This window comes from Coprococcus sp. AM100_B19A (genome assembly GCF_027662015.1).
Lineage (GTDB): Bacteria > Bacillota > Clostridia > Lachnospirales > Lachnospiraceae > Allocoprococcus > Allocoprococcus comes.
The window spans coordinates 54,934-75,383 of record NZ_JAQDKN010000012.1 but is presented as its reverse complement, the minus strand read 5'-3'; the positions used below and the strand labels follow the sequence as shown (position 1 = coordinate 75,383).

Annotated in this window: 21 protein-coding genes and 1 tRNA gene; 3 read left to right on the top strand and 19 right to left on the bottom strand. The window is 41.1% G+C overall.

Annotation, left to right across the window (positions count from 1 at the left end; genetic code table 11):
• The 11 genes from PGQ33_RS12230 to PGQ33_RS12180 form a co-directional block, all read right to left on the bottom strand.
• Positions 1 to 2,607: a histidine kinase dimerization/phospho-acceptor domain-containing protein gene (locus PGQ33_RS12230; RefSeq protein ID WP_270205818.1), complete on the bottom strand. Its 2,607-nt coding sequence runs from the start codon at positions 2,605 to 2,607 to the stop codon at positions 1 to 3.
• A gap of 8 nt (positions 2,608 to 2,615) precedes the next feature.
• Positions 2,616 to 3,314, bottom strand: coding sequence for a response regulator transcription factor (locus PGQ33_RS12225; RefSeq protein ID WP_117559421.1), 699 nt, complete (start codon positions 3,312 to 3,314; stop codon positions 2,616 to 2,618).
• Positions 3,315 to 3,548: 234 nt separating this feature from the next.
• Positions 3,549 to 3,806 carry a hypothetical protein gene (locus PGQ33_RS12220; protein WP_022220688.1) on the bottom strand — a complete coding sequence of 86 codons (258 nt, stop codon included), beginning with the start codon at positions 3,804 to 3,806 and terminating at the stop codon, positions 3,549 to 3,551.
• Between the two features lie 22 nt (positions 3,807 to 3,828).
• Positions 3,829 to 4,899 carry a galactose/methyl galactoside ABC transporter permease MglC gene (locus PGQ33_RS12215; RefSeq protein ID WP_117824392.1) on the bottom strand — a complete coding sequence of 357 codons (1,071 nt, stop codon included), beginning with the start codon at positions 4,897 to 4,899 and terminating at the stop codon, positions 3,829 to 3,831.
• A gap of 30 nt (positions 4,900 to 4,929) precedes the next feature.
• On the bottom strand, positions 4,930 to 6,426 hold the full coding sequence (locus PGQ33_RS12210; protein WP_055249308.1) for a sugar ABC transporter ATP-binding protein: 1,497 nt from the start codon (positions 6,424 to 6,426) through the stop codon (positions 4,930 to 4,932).
• 137 nt (positions 6,427 to 6,563) lie between these two features.
• Complete coding sequence (locus PGQ33_RS12205; protein ID WP_270205817.1) at positions 6,564 to 7,697, bottom strand: galactose ABC transporter substrate-binding protein; 1,134 nt, start codon at positions 7,695 to 7,697, stop codon at positions 6,564 to 6,566.
• Between the two features lie 232 nt (positions 7,698 to 7,929).
• Positions 7,930 to 8,949: a substrate-binding domain-containing protein gene (locus PGQ33_RS12200; protein ID WP_118219331.1), complete on the bottom strand. Its 1,020-nt coding sequence runs from the start codon at positions 8,947 to 8,949 to the stop codon at positions 7,930 to 7,932.
• A complete protein-coding gene (locus PGQ33_RS12195) occupies positions 8,936 to 10,660 on the bottom strand; it encodes a sensor histidine kinase (protein ID WP_270205816.1) in 1,725 nt (574 codons plus the stop codon). The genes PGQ33_RS12200 and PGQ33_RS12195 overlap by 14 nt, the downstream gene beginning before the upstream one ends.
• Positions 10,647 to 12,242: a response regulator gene (locus PGQ33_RS12190; protein WP_270205815.1), complete on the bottom strand. Its 1,596-nt coding sequence runs from the start codon at positions 12,240 to 12,242 to the stop codon at positions 10,647 to 10,649. Before PGQ33_RS12190 ends, PGQ33_RS12195 begins: the two co-directional genes overlap by 14 nt.
• 197 nt (positions 12,243 to 12,439) lie before the next feature.
• Positions 12,440 to 12,928 (bottom strand): QueT transporter family protein, encoded by a 489-nt coding sequence (locus PGQ33_RS12185; protein WP_008371036.1) that lies wholly within the window; start codon positions 12,926 to 12,928, stop codon positions 12,440 to 12,442.
• A 536-nt stretch (positions 12,929 to 13,464) separates the two neighbouring features.
• Positions 13,465 to 13,535: transfer RNA gene (locus PGQ33_RS12180), tRNA-Gly, on the bottom strand.
• Between the two features lie 169 nt (positions 13,536 to 13,704).
• Here PGQ33_RS12180 and pepI point away from each other — a divergent pair.
• Positions 13,705 to 14,586 (top strand): proline iminopeptidase, encoded by an 882-nt coding sequence (gene pepI / locus PGQ33_RS12175; protein ID WP_270205814.1) that lies wholly within the window; start codon positions 13,705 to 13,707, stop codon positions 14,584 to 14,586.
• Between the two features lie 123 nt (positions 14,587 to 14,709).
• Here the strand turns inward: pepI and PGQ33_RS12170 are convergent, their stop codons facing one another.
• From PGQ33_RS12170 to PGQ33_RS12140, 7 genes are all read right to left on the bottom strand, one after another.
• Positions 14,710 to 15,291 (bottom strand): xanthine phosphoribosyltransferase, encoded by a 582-nt coding sequence (locus PGQ33_RS12170; protein ID WP_022220300.1) that lies wholly within the window; start codon positions 15,289 to 15,291, stop codon positions 14,710 to 14,712.
• Positions 15,292 to 15,371: 80 nt separating this feature from the next.
• On the bottom strand, positions 15,372 to 16,250 hold the full coding sequence (locus tag PGQ33_RS12165) for an aldose 1-epimerase family protein (RefSeq protein WP_270205813.1): 879 nt from the start codon (positions 16,248 to 16,250) through the stop codon (positions 15,372 to 15,374).
• 263 nt (positions 16,251 to 16,513) lie between these two features.
• Positions 16,514 to 16,846 (bottom strand): DUF3784 domain-containing protein, encoded by a 333-nt coding sequence (locus tag PGQ33_RS12160; protein WP_117455464.1) that lies wholly within the window; start codon positions 16,844 to 16,846, stop codon positions 16,514 to 16,516.
• 50 nt (positions 16,847 to 16,896) lie between these two features.
• Positions 16,897 to 17,214: a hypothetical protein gene (locus PGQ33_RS12155; RefSeq protein ID WP_005611085.1), complete on the bottom strand. Its 318-nt coding sequence runs from the start codon at positions 17,212 to 17,214 to the stop codon at positions 16,897 to 16,899.
• A gap of 154 nt (positions 17,215 to 17,368) precedes the next feature.
• Positions 17,369 to 18,115 carry an alpha/beta fold hydrolase gene (locus PGQ33_RS12150; RefSeq protein ID WP_117455466.1) on the bottom strand — a complete coding sequence of 249 codons (747 nt, stop codon included), beginning with the start codon at positions 18,113 to 18,115 and terminating at the stop codon, positions 17,369 to 17,371.
• Positions 18,116 to 18,168: 53 nt separating this feature from the next.
• Positions 18,169 to 18,504, bottom strand: coding sequence for a DUF3784 domain-containing protein (locus PGQ33_RS12145; RefSeq protein WP_117455468.1), 336 nt, complete (start codon positions 18,502 to 18,504; stop codon positions 18,169 to 18,171).
• A gap of 128 nt (positions 18,505 to 18,632) precedes the next feature.
• Positions 18,633 to 18,848 (bottom strand): helix-turn-helix domain-containing protein, encoded by a 216-nt coding sequence (locus PGQ33_RS12140; RefSeq protein ID WP_004845965.1) that lies wholly within the window; start codon positions 18,846 to 18,848, stop codon positions 18,633 to 18,635.
• Positions 18,849 to 18,959: 111 nt separating this feature from the next.
• Between PGQ33_RS12140 and PGQ33_RS12135 the strand changes: the two genes are divergently transcribed.
• Positions 18,960 to 19,277: a hypothetical protein gene (locus PGQ33_RS12135; protein WP_040015282.1), complete on the top strand. Its 318-nt coding sequence runs from the start codon at positions 18,960 to 18,962 to the stop codon at positions 19,275 to 19,277.
• 158 nt (positions 19,278 to 19,435) lie between these two features.
• Here the strand turns inward: PGQ33_RS12135 and PGQ33_RS12130 are convergent, their stop codons facing one another.
• Positions 19,436 to 19,852 carry a helix-turn-helix domain-containing protein gene (locus PGQ33_RS12130; protein WP_005424130.1) on the bottom strand — a complete coding sequence of 139 codons (417 nt, stop codon included), beginning with the start codon at positions 19,850 to 19,852 and terminating at the stop codon, positions 19,436 to 19,438.
• Positions 19,853 to 20,011: 159 nt separating this feature from the next.
• Between PGQ33_RS12130 and PGQ33_RS12125 the strand changes: the two genes are divergently transcribed.
• Positions 20,012 to 20,332 (top strand): hypothetical protein, encoded by a 321-nt coding sequence (locus PGQ33_RS12125; protein ID WP_055195245.1) that lies wholly within the window; start codon positions 20,012 to 20,014, stop codon positions 20,330 to 20,332.
• Positions 20,333 to 20,450 lie beyond the last annotated feature (118 nt).

Genomic DNA, 20,450 nt, shown 5'->3' with positions numbered 1-20,450 from the left:
TTACTGTTCGACTTCCTGATAGACATCTTCCGTTTCTTTTGGAACCGGGAAACGGATCAGTACCTTGAACAGATCTCCGTCGAGATATAACTCGAATTTTCCCCCTTGAAGCTTTGTCAGATTCTGTGCAATCGAAAGACCAAGCCCGCTTCCTTCCGTGCTTCTGGATACATCTCCGCGGATAAATCTTTCTGTCAGCTCATCTGCCGAAATATTCAGCGGCTGCTCTGATACATTCTTGATCGTAAACTGTACTTCCTCACCTGTCTGAACCAGATCCACGTAGACCCGGCTTCCCTCCATTGCATATTTTGCCGCATTGTTAAATACATTTGCAAGAACTCTCCACATTCGTCTGCCGTCTGCGTAGATTGTTGCCGGTTCGGTCGGAAGATTCATGATCATTTTCAGATTCCTTGCCTCAAATTTTTCTTCAAACTCTGCACTGGTCTGGTTAACCAGCTCAACCAGATTCAGATTCATCATTTCCAGGCTGATATTGCCACTGCTTACCTTGGAAGCTTCTACCACATCCTCGGTAAGTGTCTTCAGACGATATGCTTTTTCTTCCAGAACCTGAAGATAATTCCGGATCTTCGGATCCTCAAAATCCTCTCTCTTTAAAAGGTCCACATAATTAATGATTGATGTAAGCGGCGTTTTGATATCATGGGATACATTTGTGATCAGATCCGTTTTGAGGCGTTCATTTTTTACGCTCTCTTCTACCGCCCGGTCCAGTCCATCTCCGATCTTATTGATGCTGACTGCTGCTTCAAGCTGTCCGCCTTTGAGTCCATTTAACGGAATCTGATAGTCAACCTGACCGTCTGCGATTGCTTTTACCCCTTTGATGATCCGCGCTCTTCCGATGGCTCTGCGCATCAGGCAGAAAAATGCCCCCGCCTCTGCCGCAAGCATTACGAACAGCCAGATTCCCGGCTCCCACATGGCGATCGCGATCCAGTGAACTACAACCAGTACTCCAAACAAAATCGCAGCTTTCCAGACCTCCCCCAGATGCCGGATTCCAATCCGGACGTATTTGATGATCAGACATAAAATACTGTTCTTCCACAAGGTCTTTGCCTTGATCCTTCTTACCATTCCAAGCCAGAAAGTAAGTCCTGTCATGCAAACGCTTACCGCAACAATCCCTGCAAAAATCAGTACCGATGTGCCATTGAAACCATCTCCGCTAAACCAGACTCCGTTCAGCAGACCGTAACTTAAACTGATTTCCCCGTAAATACATATCACCATAACTGCAACCGACAAAAGAATAAAGAGTTCTGTCTTCATTTTATCGACCCGATTTAACACAATGCCTTCTTCCCGGTTTGATCTGCCTGCAACAATTGTCAGCCATGCCAGAATTACAAGCATTGCAAATCCGGTTGCAATCGCAATCCAGAAGGTAAATCTTACCTGCGGTGCATACTCCTGATAAATCTTGCTCTCCTGATAAAAGTCATCCTGGATTGGATAGGAAGTATCTACCGCGAACACGCATTCGTAATTATCCATCCACATATTGCCACCGATCAGTGATTTCCACTGTGATCCGTCCATATCAATATCACTCTGGTACTCAGTAAGCTTTGGTGTGGCAACCGCATATACTCCCAGCTTTTTCATACTTTCCAGATTCTTTTCCCATTCATCAAATCTCTGATATGCAAGACGGTTGGTATAAACTTTTTTATTGTCCAGATCTACAATCATATATGCAAGATTGGTATTACCTTCTTTATATTCTTCCGTTACATACTGCCACGTCAAAAAATTATCCCGTACACTGTCCACAGTATTTCCAAGCATGGACATCGCATCACTTAACTTGCCGTTCCATCTGGAATCCTTGTTCACAACTTCCAGAAGATTCTTCGCGCCCACCGGTGCACAGTTTTCGGAAACTTTTTCTCCGTCATACCGCCAGCACTTTGTGTAGACCTGGCGATTTTCACTGTCCAGAATATTGCGGTAAATACTTGCGGAGTTCTCGATCCAGTCATTGATCAGAGAATCGATCACTTCTCCGGTGCTTTCCAGTGAATATTCATCTTTTGCCTCATCCATATTACCAAACTGAAGGTTCCCGTTTTTAAATTCTCGACGAAATTCTTTTTCATAGTAATAATGGTAGGTTCCGTCATCCTTCTGGCAGACGATGATCTCATCATCATTGTCTCCATCTGCCATCTTGGTCCCGTCTGCGTAGTACATCTCCTGATCGTTTTCCCAGTAATTCACAAGATCACCAAGACGGTATGCAAGCCCATTTACATTTTCATTTGAAATCTTACGATCTGAATCATATTCTTTCAGATCTACAATTCTGTTTTCATCATATTTTCCTTCTGTTTCAAAATTGCTGTCGTATCCTTCCGCAGCTGTAATATCATTTGCAGCACTCATCAGCTTGTCGGTAAACCCTTTTGACTGTTCATACTTCTTATGTGGCTTTTCAAACAGGATTCCTGCCAGATTATCGCCCGGATAACTGAATGTAAAAACCAGACATGTGATCATCACCACCGCTAAAATATGCTCCAGTACGATCAGGATTCCTTTACATGGTGCGCTCTGATACCATTTGTTATTCATAAGACCTCCTAACCGATCTTCTCTACCTTATATCCGACACCCCATACTACCTTCAGGTAACGTGGCTCTTTCGGATTGATTTCGATTTTCTCCCGGATATGGCGGATATGTACGGCAACGGTATTGTCCGCTCCGATTGCTTCTTCATTCCAGATATTTTCGTAAATCTGATTGATAGAGAACACCTTTCCCTGATTTTTAACGAGTAACAGTAATATATTGTATTCAATCGGTGTCAGCTTCACTTTTTCGCCGTCCACAGTCACTTCTTTCAGATCATCCCTGATCACAAGTCCCCCGGTCCGGAACTCACTCTGGTTGTCAGATCTCGCCGTACTTCCAAGCTGGGTGTAACGTCTGAGTTGGGATTTTACCCTTGCCACCAGCTCCAACGGATTGAACGGTTTGGTTATGTAATCATCTGCACCGATATTCAGTCCTAAAATCTTGTCCGCATCCTCTGATTTGGCGGATAAAATAATAATCGGGAGGCTCATGTTTTCCCGGATCTTGAGTGTCGCCCGGATTCCGTCCAGCCGCGGCATCATCACATCCATGATCAGAAGATCAACTTCATTACTTTTCAATACCTTGATCGCTTCGTCGCCATCATACGCCTTCAGGACTTCGTATCCTTCCTGCGTCAGGTAAATATCTATTGCTTCTACAATGTCTTTATCATCATCACATACTAATATTTTCGCCATCTTTTTCACCTCCTCTATACTATACAAGATTAGCAGAGATTTTTTAAGAGATAGGGCGGGATTTTCTTAAGATTTTTTTGAGATTTGAAAATGTGGTGCGAGATGATCTATATTTGTCAGATACAGATTCTTGTGCAAGCACCAATCTGCACCTGACTCATCATATACGCAAAAAACTCCCGGCAAGTTTTACTTTACCGGAAGTTTTCTCTTGTGAGGTAATATTTATGATTTCTACTTTTCGTCTTCTCTGTGATCTGCTTTTATATTGCGGTATCCTGCGATCAGTCCAAACCCGATCAGTCCAACACCAACTATCAGAAACAGAATCGTCGCCACGATCATAACAAGCTGTTCATTACCATGACTTGTGGAAATCGCCCTGAACATCTGGTATGCCAGTGTCAGCAGATAAAACCCGGCCATTGCATAAATCGCCAGTCTTGCATTTTTCTTCCATCCGTCATTCTCCGGCATCTTATTCTCGTCCATAACATTTCCCAGCCTTTTCTTTTTATTTTCTTACCAGATATTTTCTCATATCAATTGCACATGCGATCAGAATAATCAGACCTTTGATCACATACTGCATATTCTGACTTACTGCCAGGAACTGCAGTGCAACGAAGATGATTCTCAGAATGAACACCCCTAAAACAACGCCGCTGATCTTACCGGTACCACCTACAAAAGATACACCACCGATTACACAGGCAGCAATCGCATCACACTCGTAGTTCAGACCTGTATTTGCCTGGTTGGAACCGATACGTGCAGATTCAATGAATCCAGTGATACCATACATGCATCCTGCAAGTGTATGTACCAGAATGGTTGTTCTCATAACATTTACACCAGATACATTGGCAGCTTCCGGGTTGGAACCAACTGCGAACATATTCTTTCCAAATGTTGTCTTATTCCACATGAACCACATGAATACAACTACAACACAAGCGTACCATACATAGTTCGGGATCGGAACGCCACGGATCTTTAAGAAACTTCCTGTTACAAAATTCTTAAAGGATTTGTCCAGTCCGGAAAGTGGCTGTCCGTTGTTACCGTTCAGCATAATGTACATCAGAAGAATTCCGTATACGATCAGCTGTGTTGCCAGTGTTACAATGAATGGATGTAAGTGGAATTTCGCTACGAAGAATCCATTTACCCATCCAACAATACCTCCGACTACGATTACGATCAGAATAACCAGTGGTATCGGAAGAACCGGAAGATCCGGGAAAATTTTGGTTGCATAAGTTACTGACTGCAAAAGTGATGCAGAAATACATGCTGTAAGACCTACAACACGTCCGGCTGAAAGGTCTGTACCGGTAAGTACGATCGTTCCTGCAATACCACACGCGATCGGAATGTTCGCTGCAGACAGCGAGATAATGTTAACAATAGATGCCACGCTCAGGAATCTGCTGTTCTGTGTGTAAGTGTAAATAACTGCGATAATGATCAGAAGATAAATCGCATTATTGATAAGTCCTTCTTTCCACGCTTTTGCCTTGTCTGCGGAATCCAGTGCTTTGTATTCTGCATAGCGTGATTTTATATTTGCAAATGCTTTCATCTGGGAAGCCTCCTTCTTTTTGTTTGAAAATTACACATACTTTGCTGCGTAAGTCATGATCAGTTCCTGCGTCGCCTCTTCAGCGTTAATCTCTCCGGCAAGTCTTCCACCGGACATAACCATGATACGGTCACAGATTCCGAGAAGCTCCGGCATTTCTGAAGAAACTACAATAACTACTTTGCCGCGGTTCGCAAGATCGATGATGAGCTGATAGATCTCATACTTTGCACCGACATCGATTCCTCTTGTCGGCTCATCCAGAAGCAGTACTTCCGGATCGGTAAGAAGCCATCTTCCAAGGATAACCTTCTGTTGGTTTCCACCGGAAAGTGCACGGATCTTTGTCTCCTGCGACGGTGTCTTTGTCCGCAGCGCATCAATATATTTCTGCGTATCTTCTTTCATGGATTTTTCACTCAGATAAAATCCTTTTTTGTGTCTCTTTAAGCTGGAGATAACGGTATTTTCACGAATGTTCAGGATGCCGAAGATACCGGTTGCTCTTCTCTCTTCTGTCAGAAGTGCAAATCCGTTCTTGATCGAATCCTGTGCATTCTTATTGCTGACTTGTTTTCCGTCAAGTTTTATCGTTCCTGATTTCCTGGTTGCAATTCCAAAAATTGTCTCCAGAGTTTCTGTACGCCCACTTCCGTCAAGTCCGGCAATTCCAAGAATTTCTCCTTTTCTTGCTTTGAAGGAAACATCATTCAGGATCGAATACATTCCGGAAAGGTGTTCCACTTCAAGCGCTACATCGCCCGGTTTATTTGTCTTTGGCGGGAACTGATTGGTAAGCTCACGTCCAACCATCAGGCGGATGATATCATCCATCTCCAGATCATCTGCTTTCTCTGTTGCTACCCAGGTTCCGTCACGCATGATCGTGATTTCATCTGAAATCCGTTTGATCTCTGCCATTTTATGTGAAATGTAAATGATTCCGCATCCTCTCTTTTTCAGCATCTCAATGATATCAAACAGATGCTCTACTTCCTGCTCTGTAAGGGAAGAAGTCGGCTCATCAAATACGATGACTTTTGCATTCACAGATACTGCTTTTGCAATCTCTACCATCTGTCTCTGTGATACCGGCATCGTACTCATGATCCTTTTCGGATCTACATCAATTTTCAATTCTTCAAATACTTTTTTTGTGTCGTCATAGATTTTTTTCTCATTTACCATAACGCCGCCCACTTTCGGGTAACGTCCGAGCCAGAGATTATCCATGACGTTTCTTTTGAGCGCCTGGTTCAGTTCCTGGTGAACCATTGCAACTCCATTTTCAAGAGCTTCTTTCGAATTCTTGAAATTAATCTCTTTTCCCTCCAGCTCAATCTTGCCACTGTCTTTGTCATAAATTCCGAAAAGGCATTTCATCAGTGTTGACTTTCCGGCTCCATTTTCACCCATCAGTGCATGGACAGTGCCTGCTTTAACTGTCAGGGACACATGATCTAATGCTTTTACGCCCGGAAATTCTTTACAGATATCCGTCATCTGCAGTAAAACATCCTGTTTCATAGCTGTCCTCCTGTCTCTCATCTTCTAATCTCGCATACCTTTCGAACCTGCCACTATGCAGTTCCATCCGGCTGCGTCACAACTTTAGAAAAGGTGGCTGGCCAACCACCTGGCCGCCACCTTTATTTTTTACATTTTTATTTTCCTGAGTATTCCTGGTAAGGAATGAAGATCTTGTTGCTTACTTTATCAGAAATGTTGTAAGAATCTGTTCCATCCATCAGATCTTTTCCATCTGCTGCATTCTTAGCAAGATCTGCGATACAAGCTGCCATACCATCTGCATCCTGTTTAACAGTTGCTGTCATCTTGCCATCTCCGATCAGCTGTTTTGCTGCATCTGTAGCATCAACACCAAATACCGGAATCATCTTTCCGTCTTTGCCTGTTCCAAGGTTGTATCCCTTATCATTCAGAGCAGAGATTGCGCCTTCTGCCATACCGTCGTTGTTGCAGATAACAAGCTCGATCATGTTATTGCTTCCTTCGTTGTACTGGGAAAGGTTGGTTGTCATATAGTTGTTTGCTGCTGTTGCACTCCAGTTACCATCCTGGTCAACCTGGTATTTGTCACTGTTAGAAGCATCGAAATATTCCAGTGCCGGTTTGCCAGCTTCTGTGATGATCTTGTCTGCATCTTCTACAGCAAACTGTGTACGGTAAATAGCTTCTGCATTTCCAAGCTGTCCCATAAACATTGCGTAAGAGATTTTTCCATCTCCGTTGAGATCCATTTCATCAAAATGTTCTACTACATAGTTACCGATCATTTCGCCCTGCATATGTCCTGCTTCCGGAGCGTCTGTTCCTACGAATGCGCACTTTTCATAGCTTCCAAGTACATCGCCTTCTGTCTTGTCATCTTCGATCGCACGGTTAAAGAAAATAACCGGGATTCCTGCTGCTTCTGCTTTTTCAACGATCTGAGAAGAAGCATCTACAGAACCGGATGTAACGATGTTGACGATCAGTGCTGTAGCACCTGTCTGGATCGCTGTATCAATCTGTTCGTTCTGTGTTGTCTGGTTGCTGTTTCCATCATAGTCCTGATATTCAACACCCATCTCGTCAAGTTTTGCATCGAGTGCTGTACGGACAGATGCGATATAAGTATCAGAATAGGTATAGTAGAATACTGCGATATTAGCGTCTGATGATTTCTTATCACTGCTTCCACCATCACTGTCACTCTTACCGGAGCCCCCGCATCCTGCAAGCATTCCAAGTGCCATCACACCTGCGAGCATCGCTGCTACAATTCTTCTTTTCATAATTTCGTTCCTCCTTGTATAACGTTTACTTGATGATACGAGTATAACAAGAAGAGAATAAAATACCCATGTGAAAAACTACGAGGGGTTTGTGAATTTCAACGTTTATATAAATTTTTACTTAATTTCGTCCATAAATGTTTCAAATGCCCAATTCTTTAAAAAGCTGTAGTCCAAATATTTTTCAGACTACAGCTTCTATACTTCCGAGCAGCTACAAACATTCCACCCGTTACTTTTCTTCAAATGAAAAGAGCGCCTTCTGGCTCTTATCATCATACATATTTTCTCTTGTCACCAAAATACTGCTGGTTGCCGTCTCTTTCTTTTCCGGCTTCTGACCATTCAGTAGTGTATTGATCTGCTCAATCCCCAGGTATCCCATCGCATATGGGTTTTGGACGATCAGCGCATCTACATTTCCTTTTTCCAGCATTCCAATGGATTTTACGTTACTGTCAAACGCAACAACCTGCGTCCGCTCTCCTGCGCCAAGTGCTTCTACCGCATCCCCGACTCCAAGTGTTGTCCATTCATTAAATGTCACGATCACATTGATCTGCGGATTGTCAAGCAACATCCTCTCGGTGCCCTCTCTTGCGTCGGTGATCGTAGACTTCACATTGATGGACGCCGTAATATTTGCCCGGTCATCATTAAGAACCGTATCCCGGAATCCCTTTTCACGAAGCTGCCCGTTCTCCGTACTCTTATCAAAATTTACGATTCCGATATTTAGATTTTCCGCCGGATTACCAAGCACTTCTTCTCCTGCCATACATCCGGCTTCATAATTGTCTGTACCAATATAGCATTCCACAGCCTCACTGTTTACCGGACTGTCCACAACCACAATTCTGATTCCTGCCTTTGCCGCACGGTCGATTGCTTCCGCATTCTTTTCAAAATCAATGGCAGAGAACAGAAGTGCATCTACCTGTTCCCGGATCGCCCGGTCTATCATTTCATTCTGCGCCTCATAATCTTCCTCACCGTCTCCATCCGGTCCTTCGCACACCAGATCCAGATTATATTCCGCACTTGCCGCACCGGCTCCCGCATATGCGGACTGCCAGAAAGAAGAATCCATGGATTTTGTCAGAAACACTACTTTTTTCTTCTCGATGACGCTATTTGTACTGCCTTCTTTTCCTTCCCAAAGTCCGTCACCCGTCAGGACAAAAAACAGAATTGCAAGTAGGATCACACCTGCACCAATTGCAATAAATGGTTTTCTTCTACTTTTTCTCATATTCTTCCTCCCTGACCTTCGGCATACGGATCGTCACACAGGTCCCTTCATCCAGCTCACTTGTGATATTCAGTCCATAATTGCTTCCAAAATAAATCTTGATCCGGTCATTTACATTCTTGATTCCGATTCCGGTACGGTCTCCCGGCTCTTTGCGCAGAATCTCCCGGCACTGTTCTTCCGTCATACCGATTCCGTTATCCTCCACCTGGAAAATAATATCTTCTCCGTCCTCAAAAATACGGATCCAGATCTCACCCTCATCGATCATCTGCTTTACACCATGATAAATTGCATTCTCGATAATTGGCTGCAAAGTAATTTTGTTACAAAGATACGAAAGACACGACTCTTCCACCTCAAATGAATAGGTAAATTTGTTCTTATACCGATAATTTTCAATCTTCAGATAACTCTTTGCATGTTCCACTTCTTTTTCGATCGGAATCAGCTCATGCCCTTTACTGATACTGATACGGAACAGCCTTGCAAGTGCCGTAACCATCTCTTCTGCATCTTCATTTTTCCCATCTTCACACATCCATGCAATCGCATCCAGTGTATTATACAGGAAATGTGGATTGATCTGCGCCTGAAGCGCTTTCAGCTCTGTTTTCCGCAGTGTGATTTCTTCCTGTCTGACCTGCTCCATCAGCTTCTGGATCTTCACAACCATGTGTTCAAACGAGTTGGATAAAGTCGTGATCTCTGTAGTTCCCGCCATCGGCTCAAATACAAAATTTTCAGCATTTTTTTCAAACCGGTGCATGTCATCGGCAAGCTGCCTTACCGGTGCTGAGAACAGTTCTGAAAATGCCCATCCGAGAAGAAAGACTGCTCCCATAACCAGACACAGGACGATCAGAAGTCTGGATACCGCACTGCTTACCTTCTCCGTAATCATTTCATCTACATAGCAGACACCTACAATTTTCCAGTCACAGTTCTCCAGATTTTTTACAGTATAGATCGCCTGTTCCTGAATATGTGTCCCTTCTTTTAAATCCATTCCCTTCTCTTCTTTTAACCCGGAATAAATGAGCTGCTGCTGTGGATGATAGATCAGATTGCCTTTTTCGTCCGCAATATAGGCATAGCCGTGCTGCCCGATCCCTACATCATCAACATAATTGGCAATGTCAGAAAAACGGATGTCAATATTTACCTGTATACTGGTTCCGTCTTCTTTCTGAATCTTCTGGTAAACGGTTACAACCCATGGATAATATCCCTCAAACAAAGATTCCACATATGGTTTGGTTATACGCAGCCTGCCATCGTCATCTTCCATTTCGGTACTCTGAACAATGCGATAATTCTCTTTCAGCTTCTGCCCTCTGTTCCAGTAACGCAGAAGCTCCCCATCTTCACCACAGATTGTTACCGCTACTACATCGGAACGGATATTTACCAGATTCTGGATATATTCCTCAGAATGATTATTCTCATGACGCATTCTCGCCACGATCCCTTCCAGTATGATCCGCATATCCTGTGTATAATTCTCAACCGTATTCTGTACCTGTTCACAGCTCTGGGAACTGCTTGTCACTGCACTTTGCTCCATTGCATTCCGGTAAATCTGAACAAAAATAAGCGTTGCAGCCACTACCGAAATCAGGACGATTCCCATTACCATTGCAATAAACACACCGGAAATAGATATATTCCATCCCTTGTGCTGATCTGCTTCTTTTTTACGCCTGTTCATGTTCCCTCCTGTATTTGTTCGGTGATACTCCAGTCAGCTTTTTGAAGCAGTGGCTGAAATAATACTGATCCTTATAACCACACAGCTCTGTAATCTCACCGATCTTCATACCGGTACACTGCAGAAGCTCCATTGCCTTTTCAATTCGTTTTTTCGTCAGGATCTCAACCATTGAACTGCCTGTCGTCTTTTTTATCAGACTGCTGAGATAATTCGGCGACACCCCGATCTCTTCACTGATGATCATAACAGACAGATCCTGTTGGGCATAGCGGTCCTGTATGATCTGCACTGCCTGCTCGCAGATCACCTCGCTGCTCTTCTTTCTCTGATCCATAAGCATTTTTTTAGCCTCCATACACAGCATTTTTATGATCTGAAAATTCTCTGCCATACGTTCCATTTCACGCATCTGCTGCATGGAATATTTTTTCTGAAGAACTTCTACACCACATTCCCCGATTGCCATATAAATAACCTTATATACTGCCGCCCCAATCTCGGTCAAAAGTATCGTACTAAGTACCAGTGTATTCTTGCCTCCATTTCGCAGCTTCTTTTCCAGATCATCCAGATAAATCTCCAGATCCTCTGCCATTCCACCACGTAAAAAATTCTCCATCGTTGCTGTAATTTCCTGTATTTCTCCCTGTTCCAATCCCGATCCGTGCTCTGCATCGGAAATGAAATAGACACTGCTTTTATCCTTTCTGGAATAACTGAGCGCATTCATCGCCTCCAGATAGCTCTCTCTGCATTTTCCAAGAGTATTCACACTCCTGCTTACCCCGACCTGACAGCAATATCCCATAATACGCTCCACACTCTGAACAATTTCTTCTACAATAATATGTAAATACTTACCCATACCTCCCGGAGTCGTCGCGATCAGCGATACCACTCTTCCTTCCAGATGGCAACTTACATAATGAACATATTTTTTCAGGATCATATCAACTGCATTTACACTGCTATAGCTTGTCTGATCCTTTCCATTTGCATCACGGATTCCGGTTACAAGCACCACATACTGCATATTATCCGGCTTCGGATTACGGATCAGCTCACATTCCTCTGCCCGCTCAAGAAGTGCCTCTTCGGACACCCGTTCATTCTGAAAGCTGTCGAGCAAAAGCGGAATAAGGAATTGCGTCTTGCGGATATCCAGCTTCTCTTTTCTTTCTTTTGTAAATTCTTCCACTCGCTGATCCATGGCTTTTTTAATCTTTATCAATTCCGCCTCGATCTCTTTTGCTGAAATTGGCTTCAGCATATAACTTACAATATTATATTGAATTGCCTGCTGCGCATAGGTAAAATCATCAAATCCACTTAAAAATGCGATCTGTACCATCGGGCGAACTTCCCTGACCGCCCGTGCCAGCTCAATCCCCGATAAAAATGGCATCTTGATATCGGTAAGGAGCAGATCTGGTTCCATCTTTTCAACCAGTTCCAGCGCGTCTGCACCGTTTTCAGCTTCCCCGACCACTTCAAAACCAATCTCTTCCCACTTTACCCTGCGAACAAGACTTCTGCGGATTTCCTCCTCATCATCAGCAACAACAACTGTATATTTCATATTTCTCCCTTTTTCACTTACTGTCAAATTTTCATCTGGTTACAGTTTCTCTTTTTATATTATAGAAGATTCATATCCACTTTTCCATAAATATATCTCCACTCAAATTTGTAAAATTCTACGATTGTATACACAACAATAGTATAAAAAACGGACAGGCTGAATAGCTTTTCAGTCTGTCCGCTTTTTACATCTTCTTATGCTGTTTTAAAAATTACATTTTTATAACGATTCAATGCAGTATAAAGGACTAATCCAAGCACACCACATCCGACAACTTCTCCGACACCAACTGTCAACATCATAAACGGAATCGGAAGTGCTACTCCATATCCGTAACGAAGTACAAACGGAACGATTACTGTGTTAGCAATAATCGGTGGTAACGGTGCAAGGAAACGGTTTTTGTTACGAAGCTGATAAGTAAAAAATGCTCCGATCAAAGTTGCAATGCTTCCGAAAATGATATCCGGCAGGATTGCTCCTCCGAGAATGTTTCCAACAATACATCCAACGAAAAGTCCAGGAATCGCTGCTGGTGTAAATACCGGAAGGATCGTAAGTGCTTCTGCAATACGTATCTGTACTTCTCCGAATGAAAATGGTGCAAATACATAAGTAAGCACCACGTAGATTGCAGCGATCATCGCTGCCTGAGTCATAAATGCTACATTCTTGTTCTTCATATGAAATTCTCTCCTCTAGTTTTGTTTTACGAGTGGAAGGTCACGAACACTCGATTCATTTTCGCGCAGCAATGAGTCTGGCATCCATGCTTGCATGGACATCTGACGAATGCCACGGAAGGCACATACTGTAAGTATATGACCTTACGCCGGGAATCGGCGAAACCCTTGTAAGACCTTGTTTTTAGGGGTTTTGTAACGGGTGTTAGTATAGCATGGTGGGGATGAAAAATCAAGGTAAGTACCAAAAAATTTACGACACTGGTAAACATTTCGTTCCCCCCTTGCGTCCTGCTGCCAGATATGCTATATTTAAGACATAAAGAGGGAAACCGCAAGCGGCTACCCGCAAATAGTGTCAACTATTACTAATGTCAGTCGTCAACTATTCCCAGTAGTTGGCGGCTATTTTCGTTTACCCTTATAATCGAGCCGACATTTTAACGTACCAGTCAAAAATGACTAAATTTTTCTCTATAAATCAGGAGCCCGGTCACCACTTTGGCGACCGGGCTCCTGATTTAAAACATAACAAAAGCGGGTGATGGGAATCGAACCCACGTATCCAGCTTGGAAGGCTGGTGTTCTACCATTGAACTACACCCGCGTGACTCTTATTATTATATTCATCATTCAACTGTTTGTCAACAACTTTTTTATTTTTTTTATTTTTTTATATTTTTTTTCGTTATTTTTTTATTTTTCCACTTTTTCTTTCCCTTACTTCATTTTGATGTTATAATGAAGAAACTTAATGTACTGAGGAGGGATTAAATATGAAAATTACAGAAGGCTACATGCCTTATCTTGGATACAAAACCTACTACCGTATTGCAGGCGAATGCTCCGACAATAAAAAACCACTCATTCTGCTTCACGGCGGGCCTGGTTCTACACATAACTACTTTGAAGTACTTGACCGGCTTGCTGATGAAGGTCGTGCAATTATTTCCTATGACCAGCTCGGCTGCGGTAATTCTTACGTAGAAGGACATTCAGAACTCTGGTGTTCTGAAACTTGGATGAATGAATTGATCGAACTCAGAAAATATCTCGGACTTGATGAACTTCATCTTCTCGGACAGTCCTGGGGCGGAATGCTCTCAATCGAATACTTATGCGATCACAAACCAGAAGGGATCAAATCCGTTATTCTTTCCAGCACCCACCCATCTGCCAAATTGTGGGCCCAGGAACAACACCGGATGATTAAATTCATGTCCCAGGAAGATCAGGACGCCATTGCCAAGGCTGAAGCAACCGGCAATTTTGACGATCCGGCATATCTCGCAGCCAATGAACGCTTTATGCTTCTTCATGCCGCCGGCGTACCAAAAGACACCGATCCTGAATGCCTGCGCCGTCCAAAAAAAATCGGAACAGACTCTTATATTACCGCGTGGGGACCAAATGAATATACGCCAATCGGAAATCTCAGCAACTACGAGTACCGTGACAAACTGAAAAATATCAAAGAGCCGGCACTTATCATCAACGGAGCCAACGATCTGTGCACTCCACTGGTTGCAAAGACCATGTATGACAGTATCCCTAATTCACGCTGGGAACTTTTTGATGACTGCCGTCATGTATGCTTCGTTGAAGATACCGACCGCTATTGCAGACTTTTAAATGAATGGATGGAGCAAAATGACTAAACCTGCTTATCAAAAATGCAGATCCCTTTGAAAATACAAATCTGCACTTAGCTCATCATATACGCAAAAGACGCATATTCCCGACAAAATTTTTGTTCAGGCATATGCGTCTTTTTGCACTTTTTACTGCTCTCTGAAAGTGATCTCACCCGTCTCACTGTCCATAGCTTCTACAATCGCAAGTGATTCCAGCGGATATCCAAGGTTGCGGATGATTCTTCCGCCGGACTGGAATCCTTTTTCGATCACAATTCCAATTCCCTCTACAGTTGCACCTGCCTCTGTAACCAGCTGAATCAGCCCCTGCAGCGCACATCCATTCGCAAGGAAATCATCAATAATGAGCACATGATCTTCCTCTGAAAGAAATTTCTTTGCTACAATTACCTGGTTCTTGCATTTGTGGGTAAATGATTCGACTTCTGCTACATACATCTCCCCTTCCAGATTGATGCTCTGTGTCTTTTTTGCAAATACAACCGGTACATGAAAATGCTTGGCTACAATACAGGCAATCCCGATACCAGAAGCTTCGATTGTCAGGATCTTGTTGATATTCTTATCTGCAAATCTCTTCTTGAATTCCGCTCCGATCTGGTCAAATAATTCAATATCCATCTGATGATTCAGAAAACTGTCCACCTTAAGAACATTTCCCTCTTTCACGATTCCATCTTTGACAATACGTTCTTCCAAAAAGTTCATCTTACGTTCTCCTCTTCCTTTAATATTCCATGTATTTTTTTCATTGTATCAGTCTGAGCCATGAAACGCAACCCTCTGCGCTATTTTACCAGAATCTTATAATCCTTTTCAAAAATATCGCCCGGTTCCAGTTCATTCCCCCACTCCCTGTTTTCCAGAATATGGTCAAAATCTTCTCTGTCACTTCTTCCATACCATGGCTCAATGCATACGAAAGGTGCGTGTTTTTTTACCGGAGACCAAATTCCAAAAAGCGGTGCATCAAATTCTACTTCCAGATAAACCTTTCCATCTGCATCCGCAAGACCGATCCTCTGTGCCTGATGATTTTCAATAATAAGTGCATCCTCATCAAATAAATGTTCCTCAAGCTTCAGACATTTTCCGAAAAGATTTAAGATTTTTGTCCGTGGACAAAGTGCACCTTCTTCATTCACGATGCTGCTCGTGAGCGGTCCTTCTGTATCAAATATTAACTGACAATCCTCCTGCTTTTCTCCTTCTTTCAAAGGACAGTTAAATGCCGGATGCCCTCCGATCGAAAAATACATCTTCTTATCATTTGGATTTTCTACTTTCCACATTACTTCCACCTGACGTCCAGAGAGTCTGTATCCTACTTTCAGAATAAAATGAAATGGATATTTTTCCAAAGTACTTTCTGTATCTTTCAGTACAAACCAAATCTCTTCTTCTGTCTGGCTCTCCAGATCAAATTCCATGTCTCTTGCAAAACCATGCTGTGACAGCGTATATGTCTTTCCTTCGTATACCGACTGCTTCTGCGCATAATTTCCTACGATTGGGAAAAGAACCGGTGATGTTCTTCCCCAGAACTTTGGATCTGCCTGCCACAGATATTCCTGCTCTGTCTTATTGTCTTTTAGCGATTTCATTTCTGCGCCTGCTGAAATAACAGTCAGTGTAAGTTCTTCATTTTTCAGTTGATATGCTCCCATTTTTATGCCTCCATTCCTTTCTGTATCTACTTTTCTGCCTCTACGCCGGCAAATTGCGTATTTAACAGAATCCCGGTTAAACAAAAAGCAGGAGAAATGCTGTAAATTCAACGTTTCTCCTGCTTTTCAAACACTGCCGCAGACCGGAATCGAACCGTTTTTCTTAATCTCAAATACTGATAGAAAGGGGCTTTGAAGACTTCATCACGGTTGCGGTGTTCAAAAAGTGTTCAAACGTTTGTCGCATACAAACTAAAAAGTTGTTACTTTCTGCATAGTGTATTTTCTAAAATGATAATTACTACGACATCAACCAAAATAATCCCCAATGCAATATATACAAAAAATGCAGGCAAAATATTTTCAAGCAAGCCCATTGTCAATGCAAGAATTGCTATAATAGACATTCCAATTCCCATTGTTCTGCATAACTTCTTTTCATCATATTTTTCCTTTTCTTCTTTTGAAGCCGTATTATATCCGGAAATAAACCAACTCCCGTGTCCAGAAAGTAAAATAATAGAAAATACAGCAAATATCACAAAGACAATCCACACTATCCAATCAGAACCTGTTGCTAAATCTACTAATTTCATTTATAAGCACCTCCTTAAATTCCGTTTTTCTTAATTCGATAAACTTGAATTTATACCCGGTACTTGTCTCGATTTATAGTCATATCAACCAAATGAAATACAAGTAAGATAATAAAAAAAACGGAAACTATTATTATTCCTGCGCCCAGCTTGATAAAATCAATTATACCGCCAAGACAAAAGAGCATTGCCCATGTCTTAATCCGTTTTCCAGTAACTCTGCATATTTTCTCTGTGTTTAATCCAGTATAATCTCCTGATAAAAACAGCACACTTCTTTCTGTATTCCTTGATTTGATAAAAAATCTTCCAACAAAAAAGAGAACAGTTGCCATCAGTAAATCAATAAATATAATTATTATTTTCATTTTCAACACCTCTAATTCTAAGTTCACAACTTCAAATTGTTTTAATTCTTCTCAGTTCCACCTTCTTTCCCTTCGGACAAGAAGTATCCCTCGCTCAAAGAGCTCGGTCAATTCAAATCTTCTATTGCTTTCAGTCTCTGCTGAAGACTGAAAGTTACCTTCGCTTTACTATTTCTAATAGTTTTCTCACATAATCATTTGCGTGGTTTATTGAAAACTCTCCATGATACATATTAGGAAGAACTTGTATAAAACTATCCTGCAATTTTTCATGAATGATTTTAGCGGATTTTTTCATTGATTGCTTTTCTTTTTCTCCAACATAAATTTGAACGGTTGCTTCACACTCTCCAATGCCATCTTTTAGTGAATATACTGAGTTTTCCTGTAAAAAGGCAATCATATCACTCTTTCTAATAGCACAAGTATCTTTGTAATATTCATCAAACAAATTCGACTTTATTCGTAGTGATTTGAATTGCAATTTTGAAAACCACTTATACTTTATTAAGCCATAGCAACTTCCAAACGCCGGTTTAATCATAGAATATGTAAATTTTGAAGGTATCACAAGTACACTTTCCACTATTGCATACTTACATATATCTTTGCGTTGAGATAAAATTTCAAGCAAAATCTGCCCTCCAAGCGATAGTCCTCCCATCATTAAAACAGAACCGCCCAATTTGCTATTTACAAATTCTATAATATCCAAAGCATTATTCTCTATCGTTGTAAACTGCTTATCACATCCTGCATGACCATCTAATATAGGCAAAACCACATGATAATCTGTTTGAAGTCTTTCAGCAACCTCTTTGTAATTCCACCATGATAAACCGCCTCCGTGTAAGAGGATAATTACATCGCTGTTTTCTTTTCCATATTCTACATAATTCAACCTCTTTCACCTCACTGTAAACTTCCGATTTTCTCAATTCTCCAAACTTGAATTTACTTTAATAAATATTTTTCAAACGCTTTATGATTATCAAAGTGGACTTCTCTAAAAAACAGAACTAACCAAATAATATAGGTTGGTATAGCTATATATGGGGTTAAAAAGCAGGATAATAATGCTCCTGCCAACATTATAATAGCCCACATAAAGCACTGATTTCTTATATCACGAGAGATATGAGCTTTATCATACAATGCCTGTTCTTCTTTAGAAAATGAATTAAATCCTGAAACAAATTTTGCTGCTTTTGCCTTAAAAATCGCAAATAAAACACCTATAATCAGAAATGGTATTACCAAAATTATACACGACCAAAATCCTATATTCATAATACATACCTCCGCTTCAAACTTTGATTTCTCTGTTTCATGTTATTCACAGTATAATTCCATTTTATAAAATATTCAATTAAAAAGGTATGCGAATATTTTTTATTTCCGCATACCCATTTATCACTTTATTCTTTTACATATCGAATTAACTCACCAATTTCACATTCAAAATAGTTGCATAGTTTACAGATTAAATTTGCATCCAGTCTTTGAAATTCATTTCTGCAATATCTATTGAAATTTGACCTTGGGATATCGAGTTCCTTACAAATCATATTCTTACTGATACCTTTTTCTTGTAACAGTTCTTCTATTCTTAATTCTAAATGTCCATAATTCATGTTCCGCACCTCTACATAAAGTATATTTATTAAATCTTTATGTAGTAATTCACTATATAGTGAGGTACTATATAGTCAGTCCCTTGTTAATAACACAAAAGAGGTATGTACATGAAAAAGAAAATCATAGCAACAATCACAATGCTCTGTTTACTGACCGTTCTCTATAATTATCTCAGACTGCCGGACTATCATATTACTAACAGCATATCCTTTAGCAGTGCAGATACCAGAGATACTGAATTGACTGTAATTGTTTACAAATGTTGGGAAATTGATGGATTAATCAAAGACATTGAAAATGAACATAACAAAATCAATGGTACGCCTACCACCTTGGAAATCAAGCTCTATTATCCAACTTATTACTTGCACAATAATAGCAAACCATTCCGAACTACAACCATTGAATATAATAAAAAAGAATAGCACTCTATTACTGCTTTTGAAGTAGTATCGGCTATTCCCTCTCCTTATATTCTTTTGTTCGTATTTTCGCAAACTAACGTTCCGCAAGGATGCCCAGTGCGACGGTTCCTAACAGGGCGGCGGGTCGACTGGGCAAGTGGACGGCTGAAAAGCATTTTCTACTCAACGACATATTTAACGTTTGATTCTCTCCGTCCCTCATATTTCTCCTGTGCCAACAGTTTATCAAGAAATTCTGACACTTCTTCCATGTCTTCACTGTCTATCAAATCCAGTTTTATCAATACATCAAGGTCTGTCTGATTCTTCGGTTGTATTGAGATCGGCTGAGATGTATCCACAACCACTTTCAACTGTTTTGTCTTATTTGCTGTTTCAATATCCGTAGTTAATCCCATAACGTGGCTTTTACTCACGCCGAATATCTGTGATAATTTTTCCCATATAGATTCATCTCTCGGCGTTCCGTTTCCATTTTCATAGTTCGTAAGCATACTTTGTGAAATGCCTAATTCTTTTGCAAGTTCCGCAACGGTTATATTCTTTTCTTTCCGCAATTCTTTTATTTTATTCATAGCGAACCTCCTTTATAAGCACATTATATTTCATCAAATTTTCTCTGTCAATCTTTTTATCGGATATTCAGATATTTTCTATTGACATTCTGCAACGCTTGTTTTATCATAAGATTATCTTAATATCTGATAATCAGATATCTGTAAGGAGGTGAAACGATGATTAGAGGAAATGACTTTATTTTAAATCCAGACAAACTGCAAGAGGAATTTCAGTTAGTAGAAGTTTCCGACTGGATAGACTTTTCTACAAAAGAAAAATTAGGATTCTACTATACAGTTCTTCTTCCAAAATTAAAGTTTGAGAAAGTCAAAGTAGGCATTAAAGCCAACACAGCGATTGTTACCAACGAGGAACTTGAACAAAAAGGGCAGATTCCAGTCTCATTTGATGGCTTACATACTTGGGCTAGTCTCTATAATGGACGTCTTTCTGTCAAAGCAGAAGCTTCCAATATCAGAAAAGTGGAAATGAAATAATTTCCCTACTATGTCAGCCAGTCAGTGCCGGACAACGTCATAGGTGCTGAACTGGCTGACCTCTATACTTGATATATAAAACAACATCTTCCGAAAACAATCGGAACATTCATTACAA

Coding starts and splice junctions, on each gene's coding strand:
- PGQ33_RS12230 (WP_270205818.1), bottom strand. CDS start 2,607: ATGAATAACAAATGGTATCAGAGCGCACCATGTAAAGGAATCCTGATC.
- PGQ33_RS12225 (WP_117559421.1), bottom strand. CDS start 3,314: ATGGCGAAAATATTAGTATGTGATGATGATAAAGACATTGTAGAAGCA.
- PGQ33_RS12220 (WP_022220688.1), bottom strand. CDS start 3,806: ATGGACGAGAATAAGATGCCGGAGAATGACGGATGGAAGAAAAATGCA.
- PGQ33_RS12215 (WP_117824392.1), bottom strand. CDS start 4,899: ATGAAAGCATTTGCAAATATAAAATCACGCTATGCAGAATACAAAGCA.
- PGQ33_RS12210 (WP_055249308.1), bottom strand. CDS start 6,426: ATGAAACAGGATGTTTTACTGCAGATGACGGATATCTGTAAAGAATTT.
- PGQ33_RS12205 (WP_270205817.1), bottom strand. CDS start 7,697: ATGAAAAGAAGAATTGTAGCAGCGATGCTCGCAGGTGTGATGGCACTT.
- PGQ33_RS12200 (WP_118219331.1), bottom strand. CDS start 8,949: ATGAGAAAAAGTAGAAGAAAACCATTTATTGCAATTGGTGCAGGTGTG.
- PGQ33_RS12195 (WP_270205816.1), bottom strand. CDS start 10,660: ATGAACAGGCGTAAAAAAGAAGCAGATCAGCACAAGGGATGGAATATA.
- PGQ33_RS12190 (WP_270205815.1), bottom strand. CDS start 12,242: ATGAAATATACAGTTGTTGTTGCTGATGATGAGGAGGAAATCCGCAGA.
- PGQ33_RS12185 (WP_008371036.1), bottom strand. CDS start 12,928: ATGAAGAACAAGAATGTAGCATTTATGACTCAGGCAGCGATGATCGCT.
- pepI (WP_270205814.1), top strand. CDS start 13,705: ATGAAAATTACAGAAGGCTACATGCCTTATCTTGGATACAAAACCTAC.
- PGQ33_RS12170 (WP_022220300.1), bottom strand. CDS start 15,291: ATGAACTTTTTGGAAGAACGTATTGTCAAAGATGGAATCGTGAAAGAG.
- PGQ33_RS12165 (WP_270205813.1), bottom strand. CDS start 16,250: ATGGGAGCATATCAACTGAAAAATGAAGAACTTACACTGACTGTTATT.
- PGQ33_RS12160 (WP_117455464.1), bottom strand. CDS start 16,846: ATGAAATTAGTAGATTTAGCAACAGGTTCTGATTGGATAGTGTGGATT.
- PGQ33_RS12155 (WP_005611085.1), bottom strand. CDS start 17,214: ATGAAAATAATAATTATATTTATTGATTTACTGATGGCAACTGTTCTC.
- PGQ33_RS12145 (WP_117455468.1), bottom strand. CDS start 18,504: ATGAATATAGGATTTTGGTCGTGTATAATTTTGGTAATACCATTTCTG.
- PGQ33_RS12140 (WP_004845965.1), bottom strand. CDS start 18,848: ATGAATTATGGACATTTAGAATTAAGAATAGAAGAACTGTTACAAGAA.
- PGQ33_RS12135 (WP_040015282.1), top strand. CDS start 18,960: ATGAAAAAGAAAATCATAGCAACAATCACAATGCTCTGTTTACTGACC.
- PGQ33_RS12130 (WP_005424130.1), bottom strand. CDS start 19,852: ATGAATAAAATAAAAGAATTGCGGAAAGAAAAGAATATAACCGTTGCG.
- PGQ33_RS12125 (WP_055195245.1), top strand. CDS start 20,012: ATGATTAGAGGAAATGACTTTATTTTAAATCCAGACAAACTGCAAGAG.